The following is a 16,313-nucleotide window of genomic DNA, read 5'->3' on the forward strand; positions in this document are numbered from 1 at the left end:
GCCTTCTCCAATGAACGGCGGCAGTTCTTCTACAGCGTATACCTATCTCCGCGGATCCGCTCCCCCGATTTCCGGCTCCGCCCGGATCCGCCGCCGCGACACGTCCCGCGCGGCCCCGTGGGACGGGCTCCGATCATGGCCTCGACCTGCGCAGACGCAGATCGGCGCGGGCAGCACCGAAGCTGCCCGCGCCGACCGTGTCCGCCCGGGGACACCGCCCGGAATGTCCTCCGGCTACGGCTGCCCGGTCGGGCCCGCGAACTCCAGGGCGGTGACCGACGGACGGAAGGCGGACAGCGGCGGGACCCTCAGCGCGAACGGCAGCAGGGCGCCCACCGCCCCGCGGCCGCCGACCGGCCGGACGTCCCGCACCATGGCCACCGCCGCACTGGCGGTACGCAGCTTCGCCCGCTCGTCCGCGTCCATCGCCCACGGCATCGGGGGCGCCTGGTAACTGCCGGTCCGCAGCCGGCCGCGGACCGACAGCGCGCCGAACCACCGCGGCACGGCGTCGAGCAGGAAGGTCGCGCCGGGGAAGGCCTCCGCGCAGCCCGCGATCAGGGCCTTCACCTGCGGCGGCCGGAGGTACATCAGCAGGCCCTGGGCGGTGATCAGCACCTCCCGGCCGCGGTCCACCTGCTCGGCCCACCGCAGGTCGGTGGCGTCGGCGGCGAGGTAGCGCTGGCGCGGGCCGGGCGGCAGCAGCCGCTCGCGCAGTTCCACCGCCTCGGGCAGGTCGACGGTGAGCCACTGGGCGCGGCCGTTGTCGACCCGCCAGTACTGGGTCTCCAGCCCCTCCCCCAGGCAGACCACCGTGCCGCGCGGCTCCCGGGCCAGGAAGTCCGCCACCTCGCGGTCGAAGCAGGACGCCCGCAGCGCCTGCAGCTGGGCCTGGACGGCGCTGGTGCCGAACTGCTCGGCGAACGGGTAGTCGATCCGGTCGACCAGTTCGACGGCCTTCGGGTCGTGCAGGATCCGGTCGGGCCGCCGGGCCTCGACCGCGCGCTGGTAGAGGGTCCACAGCGCGGTCCGTGGCACGTCCGCCAGGTCGGCCTTGACCCTCGTCGGCTGATCGTCCGTCATGTCCCCGCTCCTCCACCCGTCCGGTACCCCGGCATTCTGACATCCGCGCGGGCGCCCGGCCGTGCACCGACCGGGCGCGGCGTCCGCCGCCGGGCCGGGTCAGCCCACGCTGAAGGCGCCGTCGGGCGGCGGCGGCGAGTCCTCGGCACGGGCGTCGGTGACCGGGCGGGCGCCGCGGACGAGCCCGGCAAGCTCGTCCCCGTCGGCGAGCCGGGCGGGGAACGGGTCGGCGGCCACCCGCCGGCTCAGCTCCCGGACCGGCAGGTCGCCGGTGGAGCCGGCCAGCAGGATGTTGCCGTAGCGGCGCCCGCGCAGCACGGCCGGCTCGGCGATCAGACAGGTGTGAGGGAAGACCCGGCGCAGGGTCGCCGCCTGCGCCCGGGCGAAGGCCAGCGGCGGGCCGTCGGCGAGGTTGGCCACGTAGCAGCCGCCGGGGCGCAGGGCGGCGGCGGCCAGTTCCAGGAACTCCACGGTGGTGAGGTGGGCCGGGGTGCGGGAGCCGTGGAAGACGTCGGCGACCAGCAGGTCCGCGGCGGCCGCGGGTGCCTCGGCGAGGGCGGCCCGGGCGTCGCCGACGGTGACCTCGATGCCCTCCGGCCAGGGCAGCAGGTCGGCGACGAAGCGCACCAGCGGCCCGTCCACCTCGACCACCCGCTGGCGGGAGCCGGGCCGGGTCGCGGCGAGGTAGCGGGGCAGGGTGAGCGCGCCGCCGCCCAGGTGCAGGGCGGTCAGGGGCCGGCCCGCCGGGGCGACGGCGTCGGCGAGGTGGGCGAGGCGGCGGACGTACTCGAACTCCAGGTGGGTCGGGTCCGTCAGGTCGACGTACGACTGCGGGGTGCCGTCGAGGGTGAGCAGCCAGCCGCCGTCCCGGTCGAGGTCGGGCATGAGTTTGGCGGTGCCGAGGCCGACCGCCCGTTCTCCCGGGCGGGGTTCGGGGGCCGGCGCGGGGCCGCTCACGCGGCGGTCGCCGGGGCTCGGCGGGGCAGGTCACGGCGGGTCCCCGCGGCGGCTGGTCTCGGCATGACGGCAGCATAGGCCCCGGCGGCCCGGCCGCCGCCACGCACCGGGCTACCGACCGGTATGGTCGTGCCCGCCAGGCCTTGTCAAACACGGTCTGGGCTGGTGGTCCCCCGTCACGGCAGGTCGAGGCAGAGATTATGGGTGCGGCAGACGTGGAGTTCCGAGAAGACATCCTGGGTACCCCGTACGAGGCGGCCGAGCTGCCGCTGACCGCCGACGAGGAGGGGCCGGTCTCGGCGACCCTGGTCCGGCGGCCGGTGCCCGGGGCCACCCGCGCGGTGCTCTACCTGCACGGGTACACCGACTACTTCTTCCAGACCAACCTCGCCGACCACTTCGTCGCGGCCGGGTTCTCGTTCTACGCCCTGGACCTGCGCAAGTACGGCCGCTCGCTGCGGCCGCATCAGTCCCCGAACTTCGTCCGCGACCTGACCGCGTACGACGAGGAGCTGGACGAGGCGGTCCGGATCATCCGCGAGCAGGACGGCCACACCCGGCTGCTGGTCAACGGCCACTCCACCGGGGGTCTGGCGGCCGCCCTGTGGGCCTCCCGGCGGGCCGGGCGGGGCCTGGTCGACGGGCTGTTCCTGAACAGTCCGTTCCTGTCGATGCCGGCCGCGCCCGCGGTCCGCACCCTGGGCGCTCCCGCCCTCGAGGCGCTCGGCCGGTTCGCCGCCACCCGCAAGCTGCCGGCCCCGCTCAACCCGCACTACGTGCACAGCCTGCACCGCGACCACCGCGGCAGCTGGGACTTCGACCTCACCCTGAAGCCCGCCGAGGGCTTCCCGCTGTACGCGGGCTGGCTGGCCGCCGTCCAGCGCGGCCACCGCCAGGTCCGGCACGGGCTGCAGATCGACTGCCCGGTGCTGCTGATGGCCTCGACGGCGTCCACCGTGACCAGCAAGTGGGACCCGGCGCTGCTGCACACCGACGCCGTGCTGCGCGCCGACGACATCGCCGCCCTGGCGCCGCGGCTCGGCCGCCACGTCACCACCGTGCGGATCGAGGGCGGCATGCACGACCTGGTGCTGTCCGCGCCGGCCGCCCGGGAGCAGGTCTTCGCCGAGCTGGACCGCTGGCTCGACGCGTACTTCCCGGCCGCGCAGGGCTGAGCCGCCGCGGCCGGGCGCCGCGGTCGGACCGTGCGGGCGCCGCGGTCAGGCGCCGCGGTGGGCCCGCAGGACCGGGCGCAGCAGGGTGAGCGGCTCGGTCCAGTCGAAGGCGAACCCCGCGGTCTCCTTGCCGGTGACCGGCGGCTGGGTCCCGATCAGCACGCCCATCGAGCGCAGGGTGTCCAGCGCGGCCCGGTAGGCCGGGTGGGCGGCCTGGGCAGTGTTGAGGCAGGGCTGGACGGCGACGGGCGTGCCGAGACCGGGTGCCTCGCAGAGGATGCCGAGGGCGAGGGTGTCGGAGATGCCCGCGGCCCACTTGTTGACGGTGTTGAAGGTGGCCGGGGCGAGGGCGACGGCGTCGGCGGGCGGCAGCGGCCTGGGGTCGCCGGGCCGGCGCCACGCCGAGCGGACCGGGTGGCCGGTGAGCTCCTGGACGGCCTGCGGGTCGATGAAGGCGAGCGCGGGCGGTGTGGCGACCACGCCGACCTGCCAGCCTTCGCGCTGGGCGGCGCCGATCAGGGTGCCGACGCCCTCGGCCACCCCGGCCGCGCAGACCACCACGTACAGGAAGGGCGCCCGGCCGGCGGTCATGCGCGGCCCCGGGCGGATCGCCATTCGTCGGCGAGCAGGCCGAAGTACACCTCGTCGATGAACTCGCCGTACACCCAGGCGGAGGCGCGCAGCGTGCCCTCCTCGGCGAAGCCGGCGCGGCGGGCGGCGCCGCGCATGGCGGCGTTGTCGGCCAGGGTCTCGATGGCCAGCCGGTGCAGGCCGCGCACGGCGAAGCCGTACTCGCACAGCACCCGGACGACGTCGGTGCCCAGGCCCCGGCCGCGGAAGGCGGGGCGCAGCGACAGGCCGAGGTGGCCGACCCGGTTGTGCAGGTCGATGCCCCAGAGGTTGGCCTCGCCGGCGAGTTCGCCGGTGGCGGCCTCGACCACGGAGAACGCCGCGGAGGTGTCGGTCGGTGCGGCCGGGCCGAACGGAGAGTGCGGGCCGGCCGCGACCGGCCGCCAGGGCTTCGCGCTGTCGCGGGAGCGGTTCAGCACGTCGTCGTAGAGGTCGGCGTGCAGGATCGGGACGTCGGCCTCGGTGCGGGCCCGGAGGGTGACCTTCTCGCCTTGCATCATGGGGCCAGTGGTACCGAAGGCCGCGGCACGGCCGCAAGCGAATTGCCGGGCCCGGCCGGATCAGCCCCGGTCGGGGCCGGGCGGGCCGGCGCCGCGCCGGCGGGTGCCGGCGGTGCCGCGCAGCACGGACACCACCCCGAGGGCGGCCGCGCTCAGCGGGACCGCCAGCAGGGCGCCGATGATGCCGGCGACGCCGGAGCCGGCCACCACGGCGATCATGATGGTGGCCGGGTGGAGTTCGACGGTGCGGCTCTGGATGACGGGCTGGAGGATGTTCCCCTCGATCGCCTGGACGGCGAGCACCACGCCGAGCACCCACAGCGCGGTGCCGAGGCCCTCGTCGGCCAGGGCGACCAGGACGGCGGCGGAGCCGGACAGGAAGGCCCCGATGAACGGGATGTACGCGCCGAGGAAGACCAGGGCGCCGAGGCCGGCCGCGCCGGGGACCCCGAGGGCCACCAGGCCGATGGTGATGAAGGTGGCGTCGATCAGCGCGATCAGGGTGGTGCCGCGCATGAAGCCGGCCATCGCCTCGAAGGCCTGCCGGCCGCAGGCGATGACCGTCTCGGCGGCCTGGCCGGGCAGGTAGGAGCGGACCAGGTCGGGGCTGCGGTGGCCGTCGCGCAGGAAGAAGAAGACCAGCGCCAGGCCGAGGACGCCGCCGGTGGCGACCTGGGTGGCCAGGCCGAGGCCGGAGACGACACCGTCGGCGAGCGAGCCGACCAGCCGGCTGCCGGAGCCGGAGGCCTGCTCGAGGGCGTGCTGGATCTTGTCGCCGAACGGGCCGAGCCAGGAGGCGATCCGCGCGCCCGCGTCCTGGAGCGCGGTGGCGATCTGCGGGGCGCTGTGCACCAGCGAGTTGACCAGCAGGGCGAGCACGCCGAGGACGCCGATCACCAGGACCACGCAGGTCAGGCCGGCGGCCGCGGCCCGGCCGAGGCCGTGGCGCACCAGCCAGGGCACCACGGGGTAGAGCAGGGCGGTGGCCAGCAGGGCGAGCAGCAGCGGGACGGTGGCGGCACGCAGCGCGACGAACGCGTAGACCACCAGGCCCGCCACCCCGATGAACAGGATCACCGCGGCGGACCAGGCGGCGGTGGCCCGGACCGCGGGCGGCAGCCAGCGGTACGGGCGGCGGTCGTCCCGGGCCGGGCCGCCCGCCGGGGCGGGGGGCGGGGGCTCCGCCGACATGGGCACCTCCGCGTTGGCCGGCCAGTCCCGATCGACCGATCTCAGCAGATGATCAGCCGGTATGCCGGAATTGATCCGTTCCGTGGCGCGTCCGGCGCGATCGGGTGCCGCCCCTCGGGGCGGGGCCGGTCAGGCGGGTGGCGGCAGCGGCTGCTCGGTCCAGACGGTCTTGCCGTCGGCGGTGTACCGGGTGCCCCAGCTGCGGGCCAGCTGGGCGGCGATGAACAGGCCGCGGCCGCCCTCGTCCACGGTCCTGGCGTGCCGCAGGCGGGGTGCGGTCGCCCCGGCGTCGTGGACCTCGCAGCTGAGCGCCCGGTCCTTGATCAGCCGCAGCGACAGCGGCGGATCGCCGTACCGGACGGCGTTGGTGACCAGCTCGCTGACGATCAGCTCGGCGGCGTACCCGGTCTCCTCGTCCACGCCCCAGCGGGCGAGCCGGTCGCGGGCGTGGGCGCGGGCGATGGCGGGGGCCGTGCGGTCGGCGGGCAGCGGCCAGCTGGCGACCAGCCCCGGGTCGACGGCGTGGGTCCGGGCGAGCAGCAGGATCGCGTCACCGGCCGGGTCGGCGCCCTGCCCGGGGCCGCCCAGCAGACCGTAGAGCGCCCGGTCGCACTGGTCCTGGAGCGGGGCGGCCGGGTCGTCCAGGACCCGGCGCAGCGCCTCGGGACCGGCGGCTGCCGGGCCGTCCGCCAGCAGGGCCGGGGTGTACAGGGCGAGGACGCTGCCGTCGGCCAGGGTGACGACGGCGGTCGGGAAGGGTTCCTCGTCGGTGCTGCCCAGCGACGGCCCGCCGCTCACCTCGGCCACCGTGGTCGCGCCGTCCGGGGAGACCAGGACCGGCGCCGGGTGGCCGGCGCTGGCGATGGTGCAGGTGCGGGTGACCGGGTCGTAGACGGCGTACACGCAGGTGGCGGAGAGCGGCTCGCGGTGCAGCGGGTCGCCGGGCGGCAGGCCGGCCCGTTCGGCCGCCAGGTGGACGGTGGTGTCGTTGAGCCGGGCGAGCAGTTCGTCGGGTTCCAGGTCCTGGGCGGCCAGGGTGTGGATGACGGTGCGCAGCTCCCCCATGGTGGTGGCGGTGTGGATGCCGCTGCCGGAGACGTTCCCGACCACCAGGGCGGTCCGGGCGCCCGGCAGCGCGATGGTGTCGAACCAGCCTCCGCCGCCCCCGCCGGGCACGTGCAGGTGGGCCGACTCGACGGTGGCCCGCACGGTGGGGTCGGTGGGCAGCAGGCGCCGCTGCAGGGTGGCGGCGATGGTGTGCTCGCGGGCGAAGCGGCGGGCGTTGTCGATGCACAGCGCGGTGTGCGCGGCCAGGTCGAGGGCGAGGTCGACGTCCTGCTGCTCGAACGGCGGGAGGGCGACCCGGTACAGGCTGAGCAGGCCGAGGACGGTGCCGCGCAGCACCAGCGGCACGGAGATGAGGCTGTGGGCGCCGGACGCCCGGATCGCCTCGCCCCGGTGCGGGTCGATGTCCAGCCACGGTGTGTCGGGGCCGAGCGGGAGCACCCGGGGCTGCAGGTCGGCCACGCTCTGCGCGTACGGGCTCGGCCAGGGCAGGGTGCGGACGTCGCCCACCGGGTAGGCCGGGGCGTCGTCGATGCCGGCCCGGACCTGGTAGGCGGCGCGGCGCAGCGGCACGTCCTGGCCGAGCGGGCCGAGCGGGGGGTCGTCGCCGCGGACCACGGCGTCCACCACCTCGACCACGACGAGGTCGGCGAAGTCCGGGACCACGGCGTCGGCCAGCTCCTGGCAGGTGATCACGGTGTCCAGGGTCCGGCCGACCCGTTCACGGACCGTGCCGAGGGTCCGGACCCGGATCCGGGAGGCCTCGCGTTCGGTGACGTCCACGGCGGTCACCGCCGCGCCCAGCACCTCGCCGTCCGGCCCCTCCAGGCGGAACGCGGTGACGTCGGCCGAGCGGATCCGCCCGGGGGCGGACTCGGGCCGGACGCGGACCAGGAGTCCCTGCACGGGCTGCCCGTCGGCCAGCAGGCGGCGCAGCATCCGCGCCAGCGCGTCGGCGTCCTCGAGGTCGTACGCCTCGGTGAGCAGGCGGCCGATCATCCGCTCCTCGGGGACGCCGCGCAGGTTCCGGGTGGCGGTGTTGACCCGGACGATCCGCAGGTCCGTGTCGAGCAGGTGCAGCCCGACCGGGGAGCGGGTGAACAGTGCGTCCAGCAGTGCCTCGCGCAGCCCGTCCCCGGCGGTGGTGCCCTCGGGGATCCGGCTGACGGCCCAGGCCAGGCCGCCGCCGGGGGCCGGCGTCGGCCGCACCCGCAGGTCGACGGTGACGTGGTGGCCGTCGCGGTGCCGGAGCACCGCCCTGGCCGGTCGCGGCTGCCCGTCGGCGCCGCCGGCCGGCTCCGCCGCCAGCACGGTGGCCGGCCGGCCCAGCACCTCGCCCGCCGGGTACCCCAGCAGTTCCTCCGCCCGCCGGCTCCACCTGGCCAGCGTGCCGACGGCGTCGACGACCATCAGCGGATCATGCGGATCATCATGTGCCACGTCACCACCTCTACCACCTAGCTTGCCCGACCCGGCCGCCCCCGGGCGCGGGCGGCGCCCGCTCCTGCGGACGGCCCTACGGGCCCGCGGGAGGCCCCTCGAGGTGCCGCCCCCGCGCCGGAGCCACGGCCGCGGGCCGGGCGCGGCGGGTGCGCAGAACGCCCACCCCGGCCCCCGCCGGACAGCGCACCCGACCGGGGAAAAGGACGGTACGGGCAGCCCGCGGGAGGCCCCTCGAGGTGCCGTACCGACGTCGGAGCCACGGCCGCGGGCCGGGCGCGGCGGGTGCGCAGAACACCCACCCCGGCCCCCGCCGGGCAGCGGACCCGACCTCGGAGGACGGCCCGCTCAGCCGTCCTGTTCGACCGCCACCCGGGCGCCGGGGTCGCCGCCGAAGGCCAGTACCCGTGCGCCCTCCCGCTCGATGCCGGCCAGGTCGGCCCGGCCGAGCCGGGTGAAGGCGCGGACCCGGAGCACCCCGTCGTCCCCGGTCCGCCAGGACCCGGCGACCAGCCCGTCCACCAGGACGGAGCCGAGCACGATGCCGTTCTGCGTCATGATCCGCGGGCGGTACTCCTCGGGGAGCACCCGGGTGCGGTCCGCGTGCGAGAGCAGCAGGTTGTCGAAGGGGGCGAGCAGCCGGACGGGCGCGGGCACCGAGGCGTCCGGGCGGGGCGCGTCCGGCAGGTCGTAGAGGGTCCGTCCGGCCCGGTCGCGGAAGGTGACCAGCTGCGGGGCGAGCCGCCTCAGGACGGCGGCGAGTCCGGTCAGTCCGCACCACTTCTGCACGTCGGCCGCGCCGGCCGGCCCGAACGCGGCCAGGTAGCGCAGCACCATCGCGTCGAGCACGGGCGCGGGGTCCAGCGGGCGGCCGAGCCAGTGTTCGGCGGTGGTGTGCGCGGCCGGTCCGCCGCGCCCCCACAGCCCGCGCGGCGGGACCTGGACCAGCGGCAGCCGGCAGCGGGCGGCCTGGGCGAGCGCGGCCGGGTCGGCCCCCGGGTCGTGCCCGGCCAGTTCCGCGCCGAGGTGCTGGAAGGTCAACGGCTTCGCCTCGACCAGGGCGCGGGCGCGGGCCGCCACCCGGTCCAGGTCGACGCCGGGCAGCCGCTTCCCCCAGTTGGAGCCGAAGGCCCGGTCGAGGACGGGCTGCAGCAGCGGGCGCAGCGTCAGGCAGTCGTCGGCGGTGACCAGGTGGATGGTGCCGCGCTGGAGGGCGATCCGGACCACCCGCCGGTCCTCGATCGGCGCGCTGAGCTGCTCGGGCCGCAGTCCCTCGATCCGGGACAGCAGGCCGAGGTACGGCGGCTCGGGCGCCGCCTGGGCCTGCAGGCCGACCAGGTGGCGGATCATCGCGAGCGGGTCGGCGGCGGAGCGTTCGAGCAGGTGCTGACGGGCCAGCAGGGCGCGGCCGAGCTCCCGGGGGGTGGGTTCCCCGGGTGCCGCGGCACTCACCGGGCGCCGGCCGCGCGGTCGATCACCGAGCGCAGCAGGGCGGGCCGGTTGGAGGTGATGGAGTCGACCCCGGCCCGCAGCATCCGGCGCATGGTGCGGCGCAGGTCGACGGTCCAGGTGGAGACGGTGAGGCCGGCGGCGTGGGCGGCGGCGGTGAACGCCTCGTCGACCAGGCCGAACGGCGGGTTGATCGCGTGCGGGCGAAGGTCCGTGAGCAGGGCGCTGACCGGCAGGGTGGGCTGCTTCCAGGTCAGTGCCACCTCCGCGGCGGGGGCGAGTTCGCGGATGGCGAGCATGGCGGTGACCGGTCCGCAGAAGGCCACCCGGTCCTCGGCGCCGAACGCGGTGACGGCCTCCCAGGTGGCGGCCGCGGGGCCGGCCGTGTCGAGGTCGATCAGCAGGCGCCCGGCCGGTATCCCGTCGGTGGCCTTCAGCACCTCGGTGAGGGTCGGCACCCGCAGGCCGGGGCTGCCGAGGTCGGCGAGCTGGTCCAGGGTGAGGCGGGCGACGGCGCGCGGGTCGCCCCAGTAGCGTTCCAGGGTCGGGTCGTGCAGCAGGACGGGGACGCCGTCACGGGTGAGCTGGACGTCGACCTCGACGGCGTCGGCCCCGGCGGCGAAGGCGGACAGCACCGAGGGGACGGTGTTCTCGCGGTGGCGGTAGGGGTCGCCGCGGTGGGCGACGGCGAGCACGCGGCTCATGGCGGGGCCTTCCTCGGGGCTCGGGCGGGGTGTCGTTCGGGGCCGGGTCGGGGCGGTCCGAGACCCTCAGGCGCGTTCGATGACGACGTTGGTCGACTTGATCACCGCGGTGGCGGGGGCGCCGGGCACCAGGCCGAGCTCCTCCGCGGAGTCCCGGCTGATCAGCGAGACCACCCGGAACGGTCCGGCCTGGATCTCCACCTGGGCGGCGACGTCGCCGAGCACCACCTGGGTGACGATGCCGGGGAAGCGGTTGCGGGCCGAGGACGGGCGGCCCTCGGCCGCGGCGTTCTCGGGTTCGGCCAGCTCGCGGGCGAACGCGGCGAGCTGCGCGCCGGGGACGATCCGGTGGCCGTGCTCGTCGCGCTCGGCACCGACCCGGCCCGCGTCCACCCAGCGGCGCATGGTGTCGGCGCTGACGCCGAGCATGGCGGCGGCCTCGCCGATGCGGTACGAGTGGACCGGCCGGTGGGGCTGGGCCATGGTGCGCTCCTGCGGTGATCGGAAGGCTGTCGCCGCCATCCTGCCCTACCGGGGGCCGGCCGGGCGACGCACCGTCACCTCGCGGGTCGCCCGCCCGCCGTCCGGGCGGGCCTCACTCGCCGCCGAACAGGTCCCGGCGCGCCGCGTCACCGGCCGTCAGCAGCGCACCGGCCAGCACCGCGCCGCCTCCTGCCGTCCCCGCCCGCACCTCGGTGGAGAACGGCGACAGCCGGGCGAGGCGCCGCTCGACCCGGGCCGCCAGGTCGGCGCCGCCGGCCCGGCCCAGTTCGCCGCCGAGCACCACGCACCCGGGGTCGAGGACCACGCAGATCGCGGCGGCGCCGATCGCGATCCGCTCGGCCAGCTCGTCCAGGAAGGCCGTCTCCCCGGCGGCGACGGCGTCCCGGAGCAGGAGTTCGGCGCGCCGCACCGGCCCGGCGGCGTCCGGTACCGGCAGCCCGTGGCGCTGCGCCAGTTCGGCCACCGCGACGCTGCCGACCAGCGAGTGGAAGCCGCCCTCGCAGCCGGTGGCGCTGGGCAGCGCGGTGGTGCCGGGGACCGGCAGGAAGCAGATCTCGCCGGTGCCGCCGGAGGCGCCGCGGCGCAGCCGGCCGTCCAGTACCACGGCGGCGCCGACGCTGTGGCCGAGCCAGACCAGCGCGAAGGTGTCGCGGTCGCGGGCGGCGCCGAGCCGGTGTTCGGCGATCCCGGCCAGGTTGACCTCGTTCTCCAGGGTCACCTCGGCGCCGTCCAGTGCGGGGCCGCCGGCGCCGGCCCGCAGCGCGGACAGCAGTTCGGTGTGCCAGCGCGGCAGGTTGCCCGAGTTGTTGAGCGCTCCGGTGGCGGGGTCGACCAGGCCGGGGGCGCCGACCGCGACGGTGTGCAGCCGCTCGGCGCCGGCCTCGGCGGCGGCCGCCAGCAGGGCCCGTACGGTGCGGGCGGCGAAGTCCTCCTCGCCGGGGCCGGCCGGGATCTCGGCGGTGGCCAGGGTCCGGCCGGTGAGGTCGGCGACGGCCAGCGTGACGCCGGTCGCGCGGACGTCGATGGCGGCCAGGTGGGCCCGGTCGGCGACCAGGGCGTACAGCCGGGCGTTGGGGCCGCGCCGGAGCTGGGCGCTCTCGCCCGCGAGCGCCACCAGGTCGGCCCGCTGGAGGCGTTCCAGCAGGTCGGCGACGGTGGGCCGGGACAGGCCGGTGAGGCTGCGCAGCTCCGACGCGGTGAGCGGTCCCCGCTCCAGCAGGAGGTCGAGGGCCAGCCGGTCGTTGATGGCGCGGGCGGTGCTCGGGGTGGCCGTACGCGCGGTGGTCATGAAGCTGCATCCTTCCAGAGGTTTCTATCAGGGTCCCTTCCTGATAATTTATCGGTGCGCCGGCGGGCCCGGCGGCACCGTGGGAAGGCAGCCGGACCGGGGAGGGCCAGGGAACATGGGGCAGCAACTGAAGGACGTCCGCCGGGCCAGGGTGAGCATCGCCCTGGTCTTCGCCGTGCACGGCGCCGTCACCGGCACCTTCGTCACCCGCATCCCGTGGATCCAGGACCACCTGGACCTCAGCCCCGGCCGGCTCGGCCTCGCCCTGGTGCTGCCCGCGGTCGGCGCCTCGCTGGCGATGCCGCTGGCCGGGCGGGTCGTGCACCGGTACGGCGCCCGGGCCGCCGTCCGCGGCCTGCTCACCCTGTGGTGCCTGTCGCTGGCCGTCCCCGCGCTCGCCCCCGACCTGCCCGCCCTGTGCCTCGCCCTGTTCCTGTACGGGGCGACGGCCGGGATGGCCGACGTGGCGATGAACGCCCAGGGGGTCGAGGTGGAGGAGCGGCTCGGCCGGTCGATCATGTCCGGCCTGCACGGCATGTGGAGCCTCGGCGGACTGGCCGCCTCCGCCTTCGGGGTGCTGGCGGCGCACCGGCAGACCGACGCCCGGCTGGAGTTCGCCGTCACCGCGCTGGTCCTGGCGGCGCTGGCCCAGCCGGTCTGCGCGGGCCTGCTGGACGTCCGGCCGCACGCCGACGAACAGGCGCCGCCGAGGTTCGCACTGCCCCCGCGGGCCGCGCTGACGATCGGACTGGTCGGCTTCTGCGCGGTGTTCGCCGAGGGCGCCTCGATGGACTGGAGCGGCGTCTACCTGCGGGACGTCACCGGCTCCTCCGCCGGGACGGCCGCGGCCTGCTACTCGGCGTTCGCCGGCACCATGGCCGCCGCCCGGCTGGCCGGCGACGCCGTGATCCGGCGGCTCGGCCCGGTCCGCACGGTCCGCCTCGGCGGCGCCCTCGCGGCCGCCGGCGGCCTGCTGGTGGTCCTCGCCGACACCCCGTACCTCGCCATCCCGGGGTTCGGCCTGATCGGGATCGGCATCGCCGTGGTGGTCCCGCTCGCCTTCGCGGCCGCCGGCCGGGCCGGCGGCAACCCCAGCCAGGCCATCGCGGGCGTGGCCACCATCACCTACACCTCCGGCCTGGTCGCCCCCGCGATCGTCGGCGGCATCGCCCAGGCCAGCTCGCTGACCGTCTCGTTCGCCGTGGTGACCGCCCTGTGCGCCGCCCTGGTCGCGAGCGCCCCGGCGCTGCGGCAGCGCCCGGCGGCGGAGCCCGAACCGGCGGCCGACCTCCAACAGGTCGGCTGAACCACGACCGGCGGCCGCCCGCGATTCCCGCCGGCGCCGCCCGCCGTGCGATGCTCCCCCGATGAGCAGCGCAGCCGCCCCCCGCAACCCGATCGGCGCCCATGTCCCCGTCGCCGGGCGCGGCCTGGCCGGGACCGGCCTGGCGTACGCCGCGAAGGTGGGCGCCGAGGCGGTGCAGGTGTTCGTCGCCAATCCGCGCGGGTGGGCCACCCCGGCCGGGAACCCGGCCCAGGACGAGGCGTTCCGCACGGCCTGCGCCGAGCAGGGCGTCCCCGCGTACGTGCACGCGCCCTACCTGATCAACTTCGGCTCCGGTTCGGCCGACACCCGGGAGCGTTCCGCCGACTCGCTGCGGCACTCACTGCAGCGCGGGCACGCGATCGGCGCGCTGGGCGTGGTGGTGCACACCGGCTCGGCCCTGTGCGAAGGCGGCCGGCCGGCCGCCCTGGCCCAGGTCCGCGCGGACGTGCTGCCGCTGCTCGACGAGCTGGACCGGCGCGGGGCGGACGCCCCCTGGCTGCTGCTGGAGCCCACCGCCGGTCAGGGCAGCTCGCTCTGCTCGCGGATGGCGGACCTCGCCCCGTACCTCGAGGCGCTGGAGCACCACCCACGGGTCGGCGTCTGCCTCGACACCTGCCACGCCTTCGCGGCCGGGCACGACCTGGCGGAGCCCGGCGGCGTCGCCGCGATGCTGGACGAGCTGGAGGCGGCGGCCGGGCCCGGACGGCTGCGGCTGATCCACGCCAACGACTCGATGGACGTCGTCGGCGCCCGCAAGGACCGGCACCAGAACATCGGCGCGGGCCACATCGGGGCCGAGGCGTTCCGCGCGCTGATGGCCCACCCGGCGACGGCCGGCGTCCCGCTGGTCATCGAGACCCCGGACGGCCGCCACGACCCCGACCGGGTCGAGGGCGTCCGGCACGCCGCCGACATCGCCCGCCTCAAGGAGCTGCGCACCGAGGAGCGGCGGAGCGAGGAGCGGCGGGGCGACGAGCGGCGGGGCGACGGGCGGCGGGGCGACGGCGTACCGAGCCGCACGGTGCGCAGTGGCGACCTTCGTGGGCCCGCGGCCCGGACCGCTGGCTAGGCTCGTCCCGTGCCCAAGCTCCCCGGCCTCCCCAGGCTCCCCGCCCTCCCGCCACTCGACCGCGCCGTCCGGCTGCGGCTCGCGCTGCTGGTGGCCATCCTGGCCGCGCTGGCGGGCTCGCTGCTGCTCTGGGACCCGGCCGCGGTCCTGGCCGGCGCCACCGGCCCCTGGCGGCTGCCGGTCGCCGTCGTGGTGTACGCCGTCGGCACCCTCGCGTTCGTCCCCAAGCCCGCGCTGAACGCCGCGGCCGGGCTGCTGCTCGGTGTGGGCGAGGGCCTGGCGATGGCGATCGCCGCCACCACCCTCGGCGGCGTGCTGGCGTTCTGGCTCGGCCGGGCGCTCGGCCGGGACGCGCTGCGCCCGTTCCTGCGGACCAAGGTGCTGGCCTCGCTGGACCGCCGGCTGACCGAGCAGGGCTTCCGCAGCGTCCTGCTGCTGCGGATCGTCCCCGGGGTGCCGTTCCAGGCGGCGAACTTCGGCTGCGCGGTCTCCGGGGTCCGGTTCTGGCCGTACACCTGGGCCACCGCGCTCGGGGTGGCCCCGGGCACCGCGGCGTACGTGGTGGCGGGGGCCAGCGCCGGTTCACCAGGATCCCCGGCGTTCCTGATCTCCAGCGCGCTGATCGTGCTGATGTGCGTACTCACCGTGGTGACCCTGTGGCGGGCCCGGGCGGCCGCCCGCGCCTCGGCCGCCCGGGACGCCGCGCACCACCCGGCCACGGCGTCCGCCGAGGCCCCGGCCGCCGCGGCCGTCCCGGAGGGCGCTACCGCCTGATCGACGGGTGCCACTCGCCGAGCGCCCACAGCACCGCCGTGTTGGCCGCCATCACCACGCCCAGGATCAGCGCCCAGGCCGGCCGGCCGGTGAACGCCAGGGCCGCCACCGCGCCGCCGAACACCAGCACCTGGGTCAGGTACCAGGCCGGCGCCGACCGGACGGTCGCCTTCGGCGCGGCGTACCGGCCCCACAGCAGCGCGGCCGCCAGCGGCAGCGCCACCGCCAGCAGGACCCGCACCGCCGGCGGCGCGTCCACCCCGTAGCCACCCATGCCCAGCGCAACCAGCGCGGCCAGCTCCAGCAGCAGCCGGAGCGCCAGATTGCTTCCCCGCAGTACCGCACGCACAGCGCCTGCCCCCGTCCCCGGCCGCCACGGCCGGAACGCGGGCCATCCTAGGAGGTGCGCGCGGGGCGCACCACGGGTGACGGGCCGCCGGCTCTCGTGGTGCGCCCTGCGCGCTTGACCGACCAACTGGTTAGCTGCCATATTACTTTCCATGAGCAAGGGTACCCCGGACGCGCCGGGCACACCGGGCACTCCCGAGGAGGAGTCGCCGACCCTCGACCAGGCCCGCCGCCAGCTGCGGCACTACGGCCTGGACGCGGACCCGCAGGCGGTCCTGGTCGCGGTCCGGCTGATGTCGGCCGGGGCCCGGCTGGGCCAGGCGGCCGAGACGCACTTCGCCCGGTACGGGCTGTCCACCGGACGCTACCGGCTGCTGGCCGACCTGGAGGACAGCGGCGGCGAGAAGTCGCCCTCCCGCCTGGCGGCCGGCCTCGGGGTGTCCCGGGCGACGGTGACCGGGCTGGTGGACGCGCTGGAGCGGGACGGGCTGGTGGTCCGGCGCCCCTCCGCCGAGGACGGCCGCGGCGCCGTGGTGGTGCTGACCGCCCGCGGGGCGCAGCGGCTGCGCGACCTGGCGCCCGACCACTTCGACCGGCTCCAGGCGATGGTCGGCGAGCTCACCCACGAGGAGCGCGCGGTCTTCCTGGACCTGCTGGCCCGGATCACCCGCGGCATCGGCGCACTGACCGAGCCGTAACGGGACCCCGGCCGCACCGCACCCACCGGCCGGAGCCCGGACCCCTGAGCCCTGCACGCCCATATAGTTAGGCACCTAATGACCTTGCCCGCTCGACCCGGCCGCACCTCG

Annotated in this window: 16 protein-coding genes; 5 read left to right on the plus strand and 11 right to left on the minus strand. The window is 76.7% G+C overall.

The genetic code is table 11. From position 1 onward, the window contains the following. Positions 1 to 234: 234 nt before the first annotated feature. Together AC2TEW_RS26385 and AC2TEW_RS26390 are read right to left on the minus strand one after the other, a co-directional pair. Positions 235 to 1,083: a class I SAM-dependent methyltransferase gene (locus AC2TEW_RS26385; RefSeq protein ID WP_484625852.1), complete on the minus strand. Its 849-nt coding sequence runs from the start codon at positions 1,081 to 1,083 to the stop codon at positions 235 to 237. A 99-nt stretch (positions 1,084 to 1,182) separates the two neighbouring features. Then, positions 1,183 to 1,968 (minus strand): spermidine synthase, encoded by a 786-nt coding sequence (locus AC2TEW_RS26390; RefSeq protein ID WP_484625853.1) that lies wholly within the window; start codon positions 1,966 to 1,968, stop codon positions 1,183 to 1,185. 287 nt (positions 1,969 to 2,255) lie between these two features. On the opposite strand from AC2TEW_RS26390, the gene AC2TEW_RS26395 reads away from it, so the two are divergent. Further along, positions 2,256 to 3,215 (plus strand): alpha/beta hydrolase, encoded by a 960-nt coding sequence (locus tag AC2TEW_RS26395; protein WP_484625854.1) that lies wholly within the window; start codon positions 2,256 to 2,258, stop codon positions 3,213 to 3,215. A 45-nt stretch (positions 3,216 to 3,260) separates the two neighbouring features. Here the strand turns inward: AC2TEW_RS26395 and AC2TEW_RS26400 are convergent, their stop codons facing one another. The 8 genes from AC2TEW_RS26400 to AC2TEW_RS26435 form a co-directional block, all read right to left on the minus strand. Beyond that, on the minus strand, positions 3,261 to 3,806 hold the full coding sequence (locus AC2TEW_RS26400; RefSeq protein WP_484625855.1) for a flavoprotein: 546 nt from the start codon (positions 3,804 to 3,806) through the stop codon (positions 3,261 to 3,263). Then, positions 3,803 to 4,345: a GNAT family N-acetyltransferase gene (locus AC2TEW_RS26405; RefSeq protein WP_484625856.1), complete on the minus strand. Its 543-nt coding sequence runs from the start codon at positions 4,343 to 4,345 to the stop codon at positions 3,803 to 3,805. Before AC2TEW_RS26405 ends, AC2TEW_RS26400 begins: the two co-directional genes overlap by 4 nt. A gap of 60 nt (positions 4,346 to 4,405) precedes the next feature. Beyond that, positions 4,406 to 5,536, minus strand: coding sequence for an AI-2E family transporter (locus AC2TEW_RS26410; RefSeq protein ID WP_484625857.1), 1,131 nt, complete (start codon positions 5,534 to 5,536; stop codon positions 4,406 to 4,408). Positions 5,537 to 5,665: 129 nt separating this feature from the next. After that, positions 5,666 to 8,011: a SpoIIE family protein phosphatase gene (locus tag AC2TEW_RS26415; protein ID WP_484625858.1), complete on the minus strand. Its 2,346-nt coding sequence runs from the start codon at positions 8,009 to 8,011 to the stop codon at positions 5,666 to 5,668. A 378-nt stretch (positions 8,012 to 8,389) separates the two neighbouring features. Further along, positions 8,390 to 9,493, minus strand: coding sequence for a winged helix DNA-binding domain-containing protein (locus tag AC2TEW_RS26420; RefSeq protein WP_484625859.1), 1,104 nt, complete (start codon positions 9,491 to 9,493; stop codon positions 8,390 to 8,392). Continuing rightward, positions 9,490 to 10,194 (minus strand): glycerophosphodiester phosphodiesterase, encoded by a 705-nt coding sequence (locus AC2TEW_RS26425; protein ID WP_484625860.1) that lies wholly within the window; start codon positions 10,192 to 10,194, stop codon positions 9,490 to 9,492. The genes AC2TEW_RS26420 and AC2TEW_RS26425 overlap by 4 nt, the downstream gene beginning before the upstream one ends. A gap of 66 nt (positions 10,195 to 10,260) precedes the next feature. Next, complete coding sequence (locus tag AC2TEW_RS26430; protein ID WP_484625861.1) at positions 10,261 to 10,677, minus strand: TOBE domain-containing protein; 417 nt, start codon at positions 10,675 to 10,677, stop codon at positions 10,261 to 10,263. 112 nt (positions 10,678 to 10,789) lie between these two features. Continuing rightward, positions 10,790 to 11,986, minus strand: coding sequence for an ROK family transcriptional regulator (locus AC2TEW_RS26435; RefSeq protein ID WP_484625862.1), 1,197 nt, complete (start codon positions 11,984 to 11,986; stop codon positions 10,790 to 10,792). Between the two features lie 115 nt (positions 11,987 to 12,101). Here AC2TEW_RS26435 and AC2TEW_RS26440 point away from each other — a divergent pair, with 115 nt between their 5' ends. The 3 genes from AC2TEW_RS26440 (at position 12,102) to AC2TEW_RS26450 (ending at position 15,156) form a co-directional block, all read left to right on the plus strand. After that, a complete protein-coding gene (locus AC2TEW_RS26440) occupies positions 12,102 to 13,292 on the plus strand; it encodes an MFS transporter (protein WP_484625863.1) in 1,191 nt (396 codons plus the stop codon). A 61-nt stretch (positions 13,293 to 13,353) separates the two neighbouring features. After that, positions 13,354 to 14,382 (plus strand): deoxyribonuclease IV, encoded by a 1,029-nt coding sequence (locus AC2TEW_RS26445; RefSeq protein WP_484625864.1) that lies wholly within the window; start codon positions 13,354 to 13,356, stop codon positions 14,380 to 14,382. A 9-nt stretch (positions 14,383 to 14,391) separates the two neighbouring features. Then, the gene (locus AC2TEW_RS26450; RefSeq protein WP_484625865.1) at positions 14,392 to 15,156 is read left to right on the plus strand and encodes a TVP38/TMEM64 family protein; all 765 of its coding nucleotides are present in this window, start codon (positions 14,392 to 14,394) and stop codon (positions 15,154 to 15,156) included. On the opposite strand, the gene AC2TEW_RS26455 is transcribed toward AC2TEW_RS26450, so the two are convergent. Further along, the gene (locus tag AC2TEW_RS26455; RefSeq protein ID WP_484625866.1) at positions 15,146 to 15,505 is read right to left on the minus strand and encodes a YrdB family protein; all 360 of its coding nucleotides are present in this window, start codon (positions 15,503 to 15,505) and stop codon (positions 15,146 to 15,148) included. The genes AC2TEW_RS26450 and AC2TEW_RS26455 overlap by 11 nt on opposite strands. Positions 15,506 to 15,656: 151 nt before the next feature. On the opposite strand from AC2TEW_RS26455, the gene AC2TEW_RS26460 reads away from it, so the two are divergent. Continuing rightward, positions 15,657 to 16,202: a MarR family winged helix-turn-helix transcriptional regulator gene (locus AC2TEW_RS26460; RefSeq protein WP_484625867.1), complete on the plus strand. Its 546-nt coding sequence runs from the start codon at positions 15,657 to 15,659 to the stop codon at positions 16,200 to 16,202. Positions 16,203 to 16,313: the final 111 nt, after the last annotated feature.

This window comes from Kitasatospora sp. NEAU-CNBT7 (assembly GCF_057220535.1).

Coding starts and splice junctions, on each gene's coding strand:
- AC2TEW_RS26385 (WP_484625852.1), bottom strand. CDS start 1,083: ATGACGGACGATCAGCCGACGAGGGTCAAGGCCGACCTGGCGGACGTG.
- AC2TEW_RS26390 (WP_484625853.1), bottom strand. CDS start 1,968: ATGCCCGACCTCGACCGGGACGGCGGCTGGCTGCTCACCCTCGACGGC.
- AC2TEW_RS26400 (WP_484625855.1), bottom strand. CDS start 3,806: ATGACCGCCGGCCGGGCGCCCTTCCTGTACGTGGTGGTCTGCGCGGCC.
- AC2TEW_RS26405 (WP_484625856.1), bottom strand. CDS start 4,345: ATGATGCAAGGCGAGAAGGTCACCCTCCGGGCCCGCACCGAGGCCGAC.
- AC2TEW_RS26410 (WP_484625857.1), bottom strand. CDS start 5,536: ATGTCGGCGGAGCCCCCGCCCCCCGCCCCGGCGGGCGGCCCGGCCCGG.
- AC2TEW_RS26415 (WP_484625858.1), bottom strand. CDS start 8,011: ATGGTCGTCGACGCCGTCGGCACGCTGGCCAGGTGGAGCCGGCGGGCG.
- AC2TEW_RS26425 (WP_484625860.1), bottom strand. CDS start 10,194: ATGAGCCGCGTGCTCGCCGTCGCCCACCGCGGCGACCCCTACCGCCAC.
- AC2TEW_RS26430 (WP_484625861.1), bottom strand. CDS start 10,677: ATGGCCCAGCCCCACCGGCCGGTCCACTCGTACCGCATCGGCGAGGCC.
- AC2TEW_RS26435 (WP_484625862.1), bottom strand. CDS start 11,986: ATGACCACCGCGCGTACGGCCACCCCGAGCACCGCCCGCGCCATCAAC.
- AC2TEW_RS26440 (WP_484625863.1), top strand. CDS start 12,102: ATGGGGCAGCAACTGAAGGACGTCCGCCGGGCCAGGGTGAGCATCGCC.
- AC2TEW_RS26445 (WP_484625864.1), top strand. CDS start 13,354: ATGAGCAGCGCAGCCGCCCCCCGCAACCCGATCGGCGCCCATGTCCCC.
- AC2TEW_RS26460 (WP_484625867.1), top strand. CDS start 15,657: ATGAGCAAGGGTACCCCGGACGCGCCGGGCACACCGGGCACTCCCGAG.